Annotated in this window: 12 protein-coding genes; 6 read left to right on the plus strand and 6 right to left on the minus strand. The window is 45.6% G+C overall.

Translation table 11 applies throughout. The annotated features are described in order from the left end of the window. Positions 1-17 precede the first annotated feature (17 nt). From apaG to glpE, 3 genes are read left to right on the plus strand one after another with little or no spacing between them, the layout of a single operon-like run. Positions 18-422: a Co2+/Mg2+ efflux protein ApaG gene (apaG, locus tag ACFOEK_RS07165; protein WP_386718274.1), complete on the plus strand. Its 405-nt coding sequence runs from the start codon at positions 18-20 to the stop codon at positions 420-422. Between the two features lie 54 nt (positions 423-476). Beyond that, positions 477-1,295 (plus strand): symmetrical bis(5'-nucleosyl)-tetraphosphatase, encoded by an 819-nt coding sequence (locus ACFOEK_RS07170; RefSeq protein ID WP_386718277.1) that lies wholly within the window; start codon positions 477-479, stop codon positions 1,293-1,295. A gap of 37 nt (positions 1,296-1,332) precedes the next feature. Further along, positions 1,333-1,647, plus strand: coding sequence for a thiosulfate sulfurtransferase GlpE (gene glpE / locus ACFOEK_RS07175; protein WP_386718280.1), 315 nt, complete (start codon positions 1,333-1,335; stop codon positions 1,645-1,647). A gap of 117 nt (positions 1,648-1,764) precedes the next feature. On the opposite strand, the gene ACFOEK_RS07180 is transcribed toward glpE, so the two are convergent. Beyond that, entirely contained in the window at positions 1,765-3,408 is a 1,644-nt protein-coding gene (locus ACFOEK_RS07180) for an alpha-D-glucose phosphate-specific phosphoglucomutase (protein WP_386718283.1), read from the minus strand. Positions 3,409-3,544: 136 nt separating this feature from the next. On the opposite strand from ACFOEK_RS07180, the gene ACFOEK_RS07185 reads away from it, so the two are divergent. Next, entirely contained in the window at positions 3,545-4,114 is a 570-nt protein-coding gene (locus ACFOEK_RS07185; protein WP_386718285.1) for a DUF4136 domain-containing protein, read from the plus strand. Between the two features lie 80 nt (positions 4,115-4,194). On the opposite strand, the gene ACFOEK_RS07190 is transcribed toward ACFOEK_RS07185, so the two are convergent. The 3 genes from ACFOEK_RS07190 to ACFOEK_RS07200 form a co-directional block, all read right to left on the minus strand. After that, positions 4,195-5,388 (minus strand): flagellar assembly protein T N-terminal domain-containing protein, encoded by a 1,194-nt coding sequence (locus ACFOEK_RS07190; RefSeq protein ID WP_386718288.1) that lies wholly within the window; start codon positions 5,386-5,388, stop codon positions 4,195-4,197. A 117-nt stretch (positions 5,389-5,505) separates the two neighbouring features. Further along, on the minus strand, positions 5,506-6,129 hold the full coding sequence (locus ACFOEK_RS07195; protein ID WP_386718291.1) for an LPP20 family lipoprotein: 624 nt from the start codon (positions 6,127-6,129) through the stop codon (positions 5,506-5,508). Between the two features lie 155 nt (positions 6,130-6,284). Then, positions 6,285-6,803 (minus strand): hypothetical protein, encoded by a 519-nt coding sequence (locus ACFOEK_RS07200; protein ID WP_386718294.1) that lies wholly within the window; start codon positions 6,801-6,803, stop codon positions 6,285-6,287. A gap of 394 nt (positions 6,804-7,197) precedes the next feature. On the opposite strand from ACFOEK_RS07200, the gene ACFOEK_RS07205 reads away from it, so the two are divergent. Further along, entirely contained in the window at positions 7,198-8,454 is a 1,257-nt protein-coding gene (locus ACFOEK_RS07205; protein ID WP_386718297.1) for a multifunctional CCA addition/repair protein, read from the plus strand. Here the strand turns inward: ACFOEK_RS07205 and ampD are convergent. Together ampD and ACFOEK_RS07215 are read right to left on the minus strand one after the other, a co-directional pair. Beyond that, positions 8,451-9,029: a 1,6-anhydro-N-acetylmuramyl-L-alanine amidase AmpD gene (gene ampD / locus ACFOEK_RS07210; protein ID WP_386718300.1), complete on the minus strand. Its 579-nt coding sequence runs from the start codon at positions 9,027-9,029 to the stop codon at positions 8,451-8,453. The genes ACFOEK_RS07205 and ampD overlap by 4 nt on opposite strands. Before the next feature lie 116 nt (positions 9,030-9,145). Beyond that, a complete protein-coding gene (locus tag ACFOEK_RS07215; protein ID WP_386718303.1) occupies positions 9,146-11,404 on the minus strand; it encodes a DUF1631 domain-containing protein in 2,259 nt (752 codons plus the stop codon). A 314-nt stretch (positions 11,405-11,718) separates the two neighbouring features. On the opposite strand from ACFOEK_RS07215, the gene nadC reads away from it, so the two are divergent. Then, positions 11,719-12,579 (plus strand): carboxylating nicotinate-nucleotide diphosphorylase, encoded by an 861-nt coding sequence (gene nadC / locus ACFOEK_RS07220; protein ID WP_386718306.1) that lies wholly within the window; start codon positions 11,719-11,721, stop codon positions 12,577-12,579. Positions 12,580-12,626: the final 47 nt, after the last annotated feature.

Raw genomic sequence — 12,626 nt, forward strand, 5'->3', positions numbered from 1 at the left:
CAGTGACAGGAAATTACATGAGTAAGCTATCTAACGCAGACAAGCTACCGACGTCGGATGCCATAAGCATCCACGTAATAACAAAATTTGTCGAAGAACAATCTGATCCGGCCAAAGAGCGTTTTGTCTTTGCCTACACCATCAGCATCACCAATAACGGTGACGAGCCTGCGCAATTACTGTCTCGTTATTGGAAGATAATTGACGGTAACGAACAAGTACACGAAGTTGAAGGCGAAGGCGTTGTCGGCCAAAAGCCTAACCTCGCGCCAGGAGAAGACTTCACCTACACCAGTGGTACGGCCATCGCGACACCAGTAGGTGCCATGGAAGGCTACTACATTTTTGAACGGGAAGACGGCACGCAATTTGTTGCTCCCATCGCACCGTTTCGCCTCGCCCATTCAGCAATGATTCACTAACCAGTAACGTGCTAACTGAAGCAATCTACGGATAAGAGACTAAGTAATCGGACTATGAGTACATACGCGATTGGCGATATTCAAGGCTGCTACGATGAACTGCTTGCGTTATTGGATCTCATCGAATTTGATCCATCAGAAGATACGGTGTGGCTCGCCGGCGATCTGGTTAATCGCGGCCCGAAATCACTGGAAACACTCAGATACGTTAAATCTCTGGGTAAGTCAGCCATTAGCGTACTGGGCAATCACGACCTTCATTTATTGGCCTGTGCTCACGGCATCAAAAAAGCGAAAGGCTCGTTAAAAGCCATCCTGGAAGCGCCGGATAGGGACGAATTACTGAACTGGCTCTGCCAGCAGCCGTTGGTCCACCACAGCTCAAAACTTAACTTCACTATGGTTCATGCTGGTATTCCACCGATTTGGGATCTTAAGAAAGCCATTAAACTCAGTCGTGAAGTCGAAGCCGTATTACAAAGCGACTCGCGTCAGAGCTACTTCGAGCACATGTACGGAGATCAACCCGATACCTGGTCGGATGATCTAACAGGACTGGATCGCCTGAGAGTGATTACTAACTATTTCACTCGTATGCGTTTCTGTAATGAAGCCGGTAAGCTGGAGCTGGAAACAAAAGAAACGGCCGATAACTGGCCAGAAGGCTATCAGCCCTGGTTTAACTTCCGACGAGCTAAACTTAAGAAACAACGCCTCGTCTTTGGCCATTGGGCGGCACTGGAAGGAAACACCCAATCTGATACAGTGTTCGGGCTGGACACCGGCTGTGTGTGGGGCGGCGCTTTAACCGCTTTACGATTAGAAGACTTACAAAGATTCAGTCTACCCTGCGATGCCTACAAACGCAGTTAGACGACTCCCCTTCTCAACTTGATTATTTAGGATTTCCATGTTTGAACGTATCTCACCACAACAAGCAAAAACATTGATTGATGATCAGGACGCTCAAATTGTTGATATTCGAGATCCTGGCAGCTATCAACTCGGTCACATTCCTAATGCTCTGTTACTGGATAATAACAACCTGGCGCAATTTATTGCCGATGCAGATTTCAGTAAACCATTGGTAGTCTATTGTTATCACGGAAATTCCAGCCAACCGGCAGCGGCTTATCTGGCAGAACAAGGCTTTGAAATGAGTTACAGCATGGACGGCGGCTTTGAACACTGGCGAGTATTATTTCCGGAAGCCATAACTCAATAACCATAGCTCAATAACCCGTTACAGATCTAGGGAACCTCTCTGAACATCAAACATAAAAAAGCCGGAATTGTTAACCATTAACAATCCCAGCTTTTTACGTGTGTCTAACCAAATAAATCAGGTAATAACATCCGGCGTGGTTCGACCAGAAAACTCATTAACCTTAGCAATGGTTAATGCCACTTCCGCTAACTCCTGAGTCACGACCTGGGCATCCCCCTGAAGGTCACCACTCGCATCCTGATATTGCTCCAGATAAACGCGTAACGTTGCGCCAACGGTACCTGTACCGGATAAGCGATAAACCACACGCGAACCATCAGTAAAGAACACTCGCACCCCTTGATTCTTCGCTTCGCTGGCATCCACCGGATCAGTGTATTCAAAGATATCTGCACGTTTCACTTGGTAGTTACCAAAGGTTTGATCGGCCAGAGAAGTCACCGACTTAGTCAGGGCCGTTATCATCTCATCTGCTGAGTCACTGGCAATGCCTTCAAAGTCATAGCGACAATAGTAAGAACGACCGAAACGCTGCCAATGTTCAGACATGATCTGAGCCACAGGCTTGTTCAAACTGTTCACAATCGTCAGCCAAGCCAACACCGCCCACAGGCCATCTTTTTCGCGTACATGGTCAGAACCGGTACCAAATGACTCTTCACCGCACAGCTGAATGCGCTTGTCGTCCAACAGATTACCGAAAAACTTCCACCCTGTTGGCGTTTCGTAGCAATCAATACCAAGCGATTCAGCAACGCGATCAACTGCGGTACTGGTTGGCATCGAACGAGCAACGCCCAAGATACCTTCGGAAAATTGAGGTAACAGCTTATGATGCTCCAACAGTACCGCCAGACTATCGCTTGGCGAAACAAACTGCTGCTTACCTAAAATCAGATTCCGATCGCCGTCACCGTCCGAAGCCGCACCTAACACAGGCGCATCTGCGGTGTTCATTTGCGCAACCAATTCTGCCGCATGAACCAGATTCGGATCCGGATGACCGCCACCAAAATCAGCTTTGGCTTCAGCATTAATCACTGACGTTTCGTCAGCCCCCAACGCATCCAAGAACAGGCGCTTTGCGTAAGGCCCGGTAACGGCATTCATGGCATCAAACAGAATACTGATTTGTTTTGATTCAAAGCCATCGCGAAGCGCATCAAAGTCAAACAGCGCCGCCATGTGATGAACGTAATCTTCGATACCATCCCGAATCACCACATGAGTGTGATTCAACAAGATATCTTGATCGTGAGTCAGATCCAACGCCTCAATCTTTGCGCGCTTATAAGAAGAAATGGACTTAGAGGTTTCAAACACGGCGGTTGTTAAGGCTTCTGGCGCTGGCGCACCATTGGCACCGTTGAACTTAATACCAAAATCGCCATTTTCACCCGCAGGATTATGGCTGGCAGAAAGGATAATTCCGGCATCTGCCTGGTATTTTCGAATCCAATGAGAAGCCGCAGGTGTCGATAAGATACCATCACGAGCGATCAGTAATTGAGGAACTTCATTCGCAACCGCAATTTCAACGATCGTCTGAATGGCATCTAAATTGAAAAATCGACCATCACCGCCAATGACGATCAATCGAGGTTCATCCTTTAGAACTACATTCAGAAAGCTCTGAACAAAGTTCTCCAGGTAGTGTTCTTGTTGAAACACCTGCACCTTCTTTCGAAGCCCGGATGTCCCTGGCTTTTGATCTGAAAAGGCTTTCGATGCGACCTCTACTACCTCAAATTCCTGCATGAGTGCGTCCTTAAGTCAAAAATCCGTCTCATAAACGTTAATCCATTAAGTTTAACATAGATATTTGATTTTAAAGTGCTAATCTAGACCAATTATCGACCAATACTAACAACAATAAGAAGAAGGAAGCCCAACAATGGTTCGCCTTATTAACTCCTTAAGCCGTACACCTAAAAAAGCGCTCAAAGCCGGATTATTCACCGCAACACTTTTAGCCTCTGGCGTATTACTGTCTGGATGTGCAACCACCTCAGATAATGTCAAAACACATCTCGAAGCCAATACCAAATACAACTATCAACAACTTTCCAGTTTCTCAATTAAACCCAAACAGTTCGTCGGAGCCGCCAGTGATGCAGAAGCCGACATTTACAACGCTGTAAAATCAGAACTCGGAAAAAAAGGCTATCAGTTCAGTAATGATAACGGCGACTTTGCCGTCGAGTTTTATGCTCGACGAACCGAAGAGAAAAAGATGGTAATGCGCCCGATCATTACACCCGCTGGCCAGTTCACCGATTATCGGATGGAAGACTTTTTAAAAGGTTCTTTAGTGATTCATTTAAGAGACACCAAGACCAACGAAGTGTTTTGGAAAAACTCCCTCTCTGCCGAAGGGAAACACAGAGCGGAAGGTGAAGAACTTAAGAAACGCATCAATTATGCGGTAAAACGGATCTTTGAAGCATTTCCAGAAAAAATCTAACGATTCAAAAAACACCGCCATAGTACGAAATAAGGGAAGCTTAGCTTCCCTTATTTACATAATTTTGTTGTTACTAGCTCTTACCAAGCAACCACCATATCCCGCATCTGGATCTGCAACACCGGCATAGAGCCTGTAATTTCAGCGAAAGCAAAGTGCGGCTGAACCTGCCCGACCTTGACGATAGTTTCCACTCTATTCATGGATGCATCTAATCGTACCGGATGCTCATAATGCTCTTTTGTACGATAAACCGTTAAGGTATCGCCCGGACGCAGTCCATCCAGAGCACCGGCATTGATGCGTAATTGGTTGCCTTCGGCTTGAAGAATTTCCGCCATAAATGGCTGACAGTTCATTAACATCGCCATGTCTTGACTGATATTTTCAATCACTCGTTCAACAGCAAAGCCATAATCACTCTTCCAGAAATTTTGGCTGCCAAAGCCCGCTTTAGAAAATTCACTTTCCGTCCAATTGCCTTCATCAGAATAGGCTGAACGATGCACTAGCGCGCCACTGTAGGCTTCATACACATAAAGATCCACTGAGATACGACGGGCAATAGGCTCAGGTTCAGACACCAAATCCAATAACGGCTGAATCAATAACTCTTCGCGTTGGTAATCTCCGCGATTACTCATATCGCGAATCACACCGGAAATTACATACTGAACCCCAAGATCTCGACCAATACGAGACAACTCAGAAAGACTGTAATCCGGCATCGAACGACTAGGTGCATTGGTTGTATCAGGATACAAACCTATGTGGGTTGCAGGTTGAACTCGCAGTCCACCATAAGAGCCCATAGTCAAAGCGATGCGCTGTGGCATTTCACGTTCAATGGCATCTAAATGACCTAACGTGGCTTCATCCATTTTTTGACGAGAGAAACCAAGAACAGCAACACGCTTGTTGTAGTTCTGAGATTTGCTCGGCGTACAGAAAGGTTCTGGTGCAACTTCCGCACGCACCTTCAGAGTCACCACGTTATTTTCAATAACCTCGGAAACCACATCAATGGAACCGAACTCGGCGTTACTCTGCATGCGAATGTTATCTTGAGTGATGTAACCATTCTGAGCGATTTCAGTACTGGTCACACGGACATTGGCTTGCAATGTGGCATCACGCAAGGCGCGTCGATACGCTAAATCTCGGGCAGACTCCAAATCGCTCTCGATCTTCGCATGCCCAGTCCCGGTGACAGACTTAGACCAGCTCACCACCGAGAACAGCATTAATAAACTAATCGTTATTGCACGCCACATAACGTCACCCAGTTACCTTTGCTCAACTAACACATTTGCACAGCTTAAACGTTTGCATACCTAACATGGCTCGTCTCACCAACTGCTTAGCTGTAAGACGGCCCATCCAGTCAAAACTTAGTCCAAGAAATAGCTACGCTTGTGACCTGCACGTATGTGCTTGTTTTGCTGATAGTAGTTAGAACGGCCTTGATGTTGCGGAGGCAGAGGTGAACGGCAATCGGTGTTGCTGGTCAGATAATTCACATCCGACAAACACACGAAGAACTCTTTATCCAGCGTCATTTCAAGAACGGTTTCATAAATACCGTCTTTTTTCTTCTCTGTATTTACGACTTTTGCGCCGTGTACAAAGGCATCAACGTAGGTTTTGAAACGATCATCTTGCATGATCAGATTTTCAATACTTGATCCACCTTCCAGCGCCGTTCCGTAAACACGTTCAGCCATCGCACGATAGGCATCAAGCTTTGACGCTCTCATTCCCATCAAATGCTTTTGAGCTGAATTTAACTGCTTAGAATTCTGGATCGTCCCGTAACCTTTTACTCGAATCACCTGAGGCTGGGCATTCGCCGGGCGCTCTTGATACTGAATAACCGGTTGTATTTGTTTTTCTACCTGATTCGCTTTACTTGCCTGAGCATCTTGCTGGGCCATAAAGTGATGATTTGTACAAGCTGTTACTGACAACACGAGCACCGCTGTAGAAACACCTTGTGCGAGTTTTGAAATCTTCATGACAAACCTCTGACAATTTTTGCCGCATAATTGACTGTTTAAGAAGATTGATCAAATTGTGTGCCAATTTCATACACTTTTCATACACCCATAAAAAAGCTCCTAATCAGGAGCTTTTAAAAGAAGATGATATGAGCCTGAAAATTTGGGGCGAGTTAATATTGATAGACAACGCCACCGGCAGGTTGGAATAGATAGGTCTTAATGTTGCTGTCGCTGTTTTTCGATGAATTAGACGACATCTGAATTGGCATGACCGGCTGTTGAACCGGCTGCATAGGCTGCTGATAGTAAGGCGAATAGCCCATTGGCTGAGTCATTGGCATGCTCCCTTGAGGCGTACCTTGTGACTGATTGCCCTGCGGCATCTTACTCGGATCTACCGGCGTCAAACGATAATACTCAGGCATTTCAACTTTTGGTGCGGGCGGCTGAGAATACATTGGCGCTTGAACAGCGTTATGAGCGTAAGGCGAAATTGGCTGATAAATAGGTGGCAAGATCTTTACGTTCTCGGAATCACTGAGAGGCAAATATTGTCCGCCACTCATTTGCATCGACGTAGCATTGCAATCGCATCCCGCTAACTCATTTTTATTAAAGTGATGAACGTGATGCATCTCGCACCCCGCCAGACCTATCGTTGCCGCCATGAGTAGCATGTTGAGTTTCATATCATTCCGCCCTGAAAGTTGAACCTATGTTTCAAAGTATCGACGAGAAACTCAATTACTTGAGTTCTTTTTGGTAGCTCAAATGTAAACGGATGTTGATCACCAGAATACTAGTTCACAATCAACAACACACATCAATAATGGTAATTCGCACAAGGTTGAATCTTACAGTACCTAGGCGCTTGTTCCGCCCCCCACACAGGCACTTCCGGATCCGGGAACTCATATTTGGGCCCTAAAATTTCTGATAAGATGCTGCACCCAGAGATGTTCATTATTAGCAAACTAAGTATTAGAATTCGTTTCATAACCATTCTCCCTTTGTGTGTGTATCGGCTTATCAAGCCAAAGGCTGAAATAAATTCTCCATCCCATCTATTAATTGAGGTTCACATTGAAAACCTACCTAGTTGGCGGCGCCGTTCGCGATCAATTATTAAATCTTTCGGTTTCTGACAGAGACTGGGTAGTGGTGGGTGCGTCACCAGAGGAGATGACAGCGCAAGGGTATCGCTCGGTTGGAAAAGACTTCCCGGTATTTTTACACCCAGAAAGCCACGAAGAATACGCCTTGGCTCGAAAAGAGAAAAAAGACGGCCACGGTTATAAAGGCTTTGTCTGTGATTTTTCACCGGACGTCACTCTCGAAGAAGATTTGCTTCGCCGAGATTTAACCATTAACGCCATGGCTCAGGGTTCACAAGGTGAAATCATTGATCCATACAACGGACAACAAGATCTAGAGGAGAAACAGTTACGTCATGTGTCGGACGCCTTCTCCGAAGATCCTTTACGCGTTCTGCGTGTCGCGCGCTTTGCCGCTCGTTTCCATCATTTAGGATTTCAGGTAGCAGCCGAGACTCTCCAGCTGATGTCAGACATTGCACACTCTGGTGAATTGGATTACCTGACCGCAGAACGAGTCTGGAAAGAGACGGAACGTGCCTTAACAGAGCAAAGTCCGCATGTTTATTTTGACGTACTTCGTCAATGCAACGCCTTAAAAATCATTTTTCCTGAAGTCGATCAATTGTTTGGCGTGCCACAGCGCAAGGAATATCACCCGGAAATCGATTCAGGCATTCATACCTTAATGGTTCTGGAACAGGCCACCGCTTTATCGGATGAAGTCGCAGTACGCTTTGCAGCACTAACACATGATTTGGGCAAAGGCATTACCCCAGAAGAAATGCTACCTCGTCACATTGGCCACGAGTTTAAAGGCCTTCAACTGGTGGAGGCTTTGTGCCAACGTCTTAAAGTCCCTAATAAGATGAGAGAGTTGGCGCTGTTAGTATGTGAACTTCATCTTCAGTGTCATACCGCCTTTCAACTCAAACCCAGTACCGTGCTGAAACTATTGGATAAACTGGACGCTTGGCGAAAGCCAGAGCGTTTCGAACACTTTTTATTGGCCTGTGAAGCCGATGCCAAAGGTCGAACCGGCTATGAGAACATTGACTACCCACAAGCCGAGTATCTACGACAAGCACATCAACAATGTCTCTCGGTTCAAGCCGGGGACATTGCCAAAGCCGGCTTTAAAGGCGCAGCCATTCGAGAGGAAGTAAACCGCCAACGAGTTATGCTACTTCAAGAGCATAAGCGGCTGAATGTGAATGTCACAGAAGACACGTCATCACACAGTTAATCTTCCGCTAACAGCGTCCGATAGTACTCCCAATCAAAAGCAGCACCAGGATCGGTTTTTCGACCTGGTGCAATGTCGCTGTGGCCAGTAATTCGTTGAGGCGTTAAGTTTGGGTAAGCCATCATTAGCGTCTTGGTCACTTGCACTAAGCTGAGATATTGAGCGTGCTCATACGCCTGATCATCGGTTCCTTCCATCTCAATACCAATGGAAAAGTCGTTGCAGTTTTCCCGCCCTAAAAATTCAGATTTCCCTGCATGCCAGGCCCGCTCTTCGGTGGAGACAAACTGAATCACCTCCCCTGTGCGCTTAATAAAAAAATGAGCCGACACCTCGACGCCTTCAATCTCTTTGAAGAACGGATGCTCACTGGAATCTAACTGATTTTGAAAAAAGCGTTCCACACAGCCCGTGCCAAACTGTCCTGGCGGCAAACTGATGTTGTGAATCACTAATAAATCAGGCTTTTCACCTATTGGCCGGTGATTAAAATTAGGCGAAGGCACAATATTCACATCGGCTAACCAGCCATCGTCTTGCCACCTTATTTTTGCGTTTTTTGAAAAATCACCCATATCGTTTTACTTTAATCCATACAGTTCTGGCCATGATAAACATCTATATTCCAGGCATAAAAAAGCCCAGCTTTGCCGGGCCAGAGTAGCATTTAGTAATTCTCAGTCTCAAGCAATTATGAAGCCGGTGTACGAAGATTCTGAACCACCGATTTTAAGGCTCGATCAAACACGGCACCGTTGTCGATTAAGCTGATTCGACCATCACGTAACATTTTTGCAAACTCAACCTTTCCGCATTCATGTACCTTCATACCAGCATGATTGACCAGAATGTACTTATCCAGTTTAGGTAATGCCGCCGCTAGCTTAGTACGAATTTCTCCTTCGTCTTTGCTCATACGGAACCAACTTCCTGCGCCAAAATCATCGATTTTTTGCAAGAACTCACCGAGCGAATCATCGTCTGAATCATGAGATTGCTGGGTTAACACCTGATCAATTGCCGCCATGGTTTCCGTCGGAGACAATTCCTCATCCGATTCCCTCAAACGCTCCGCCGGATTATGACTTTTCACCAGATAGTTTTTAGAGGTTTCCAATTCTTCTGGCGTGCCATCTTTGGTACTGGCTTCCTTCAGCATATTAATCTGAAGAGTTTCCAGTTCTTTTAACAGGCGGCTGCTGTCATACGGATTAAAAGAAACGTCATTCAAGCCTTTGCGCAGTTTCTTCTGTACCATAGGAATGACTTTCAGTAATACAGGACGAGTACTGCGATTGTGTTCGCCCGCCACCGTCCACAGCATTTGCTCAATAGTGAAAACCGCTTCATTCCACTCTTCGCTTTCAAAGCCGGACTTAAGCACATTCAGAAAGAGTACTTTACTCCAAGCGTCCGATAGTAAAGTTTCCACAAATTCAGGCAGTGGACGATAAGCTTCAGTCACTTGGCTGAGTGTCGCTTTCACCCACTGACGAGCTTTCTCGGTCTTGGCTTTCCCTTCTTCCGCATCTTGTAAACGCTGAGTTACCAGTGCTACACGATGAGATTCTTTTTCCTGGAAGACTTGGAAATCCGCCAACAGCATATCGAACAGATCAAGATTGGTTTCAAAGTCGTCACACACACGCGTCACAACTTCTTCAATCTTAAACTTCAATCGTTCCTGGAATCGATCCGACTCCTGATTAAAGCCCACCGCAGCAGATGCCAATGCATTTAATAGACTACGCGCCGGATGGGATTTTTGATCGAAGAAGCGCTGATCTTGTAGTGCCAGTTTTACCATCGGCAATTGTAGACGAGCCAATATGGCGCGAATCGTCGGTGTGATGTTTCGATCTTCAAGAATAAATTCAAACAACATCGCCACCAGATTAATGGCGTCATTGTCTTTACGACTCATTGGAAGCGCACGTCCATCACGGGCACCGGCTCTCATCGCACCACGTAAGTTTTCACGTATGTCGAACTTTAACCAGCCTTGAAGTTCATTCTCATCATTGGCTGATGGCACTTCCAAATCAGACAGCGTCTGACACAACTGACCAACCGATTGAGTAGGCCCCTGATAGGCAGGTGCCGCCACCATCACATCATGTTGACTGACTTGAACCTGAGACAACAGCTTCTGTAGCGAACGGAAAATAGGTTTGATATCACCAGCGGCCACACCACCTTGAGCACCACCCTGAGAGTTAGATGAATCATTCCCACCTTGAGCACCAGACGAAGCTGGTTGACGTTTTTTTGGTGATAAATCCGGCAAAGCACCGTGTGTCACCAGCAAGGTATCAAGAGATTCGTACAAATCAGATAATTTAGACAGCACAAACTGATCAAACAACTTATAAACAATCAATCGAGCTTCAATTTCAAGCTCAAGCAAATTAATGCATTCCGCAAAGTGATCACACAGATTAATAGGGGCTATCGGGTTGTCAGCTTCGGCTAAATCTTCTTTCGATAATAAATAGGCAATGCGCTTGTTCAAGTAGCTCAGAGTTGTCTTGTTAGCCGAGGTCGCTTTATTGGACATGGTCTCAAGCGCGACACGCTCTTCAAGCTCTTCATTCTCAACCAATGACAAGCTTTCCATAGACACCTTGTCTTGTTGACGAGCTGCAATGGAAATCCCTGAAGACAAATCACTGAATGATTTCGAAAAGCCTTCAAAAAATTTGGTTTCCATCTGACGACGCTTCAGACGAACCGCACGCATAGCATTAAAGTAGCGTTCTTGCTGTTCATTTGAGGAAGCTTTATCAGACAACTTAAACAAAGTGTCATCGGCACTGTCGAACATCGCGCGCAATAGCACTTTCAGCTCTTTCTGAGCCAAATCGCTATAGGCTTTAACCGGTACTGACAGTCCCTTAGGCTTTGACTGCACATTTGGGTTAATTGAAACCACTTTTTCCTGTGGACTCATGTTCTTCTCCAGTAGGAAGCTCGCTATGACGCTTCTGCAAAGTTGACTTAAATTCCCAGCCTTAAATGACCGATACTTTAGTACTACATTTATATAGGAATGGAGTTTAGTCCTAAGATACCGGAAAAATTCAGATTTATGTCACGTTTTTACTTAAATTTACGATAATAAATTGACGGTTACTCAGATCACTCAAAGCTATTACAATAGTGCGCTTGGGAAAATCCCTACCAATCAGTTATAACGTATCGTCGGTAAAGATGCCTTACCGTCTATCCTATTATTCAGTCATCAACACAACTATTGAGCCCATTATGAATTCTCTATCACCTGAACTCATTCAAAACATCGAAATCACTGTAAAGCAAGCACTGGCAGAAGATGTAGGAGACGGAGACATCACTGCCCAGCTCATCCCGGCAGAACGCATGGGGCACGCCAAAATCATCACCCGGGAAGAAGGCATTCTGTGCGGACAAGCCTGGGTGAACGAAGTGTTTAAACAATTCGATCCATCCGTTGATGTGATTTGGCACAAACAAGACGGCGATCCTATCTATGGCGACTCACTGCTATTTGAACTTAAAGGCCCTGCCCGCTCTCTACTTACAGGCGAACGATGCGCCTTAAATTTTCTACAAACATTATCCGCCACAGCCACTAAAGCAAACGAATACTCAAAACTAGTAGAAGGTACGACAGTAACCTTATTAGACACCCGCAAAACATTGCCCGGTTTTCGCCTGGCACAAAAATACGCAGTAAAAACGGGCGGCTGTGACAACCATCGCATTGGCTTATATGACGCTTTTCTAATCAAAGAAAACCACATTGCAGCCGCTGGTGGCATCAAACAAGCAATCGAAAAAGCTCACCAAATTGCCCCAGGCAAACCTGTTGAAGTCGAAGTCGAAACCTTTGAAGAATACGATCAAGCGTTAGAAGCTGGCGCCAACATCATCATGCTCGATAACTTTAGTAACGATGACCTGGTAAAAGCCGTTGAAATCAACAAAACCAAGCACAGCGGCAAAGCCAAATTGGAAGCCTCGGGCGGCATTACCAGAGAAACATTACGAGCAAAAGCTGAAACGGGTGTGGATTACATTTCAATTGGCGCATTGACGAAAGATGTTAAAGCGCTGGATTTATCGATGCGATTTGTTGAGTTGTGATTTAAACGTGCAACACACGTAATAATTCAAAAATAAAAACTGTAAAG

The sequence above is a fragment of the Litoribrevibacter euphylliae genome, from assembly GCF_042646085.1.
Taxonomy (GTDB): domain Bacteria; phylum Pseudomonadota; class Gammaproteobacteria; order Pseudomonadales; family Litoribrevibacteraceae; genus Litoribrevibacter; species Litoribrevibacter euphylliae.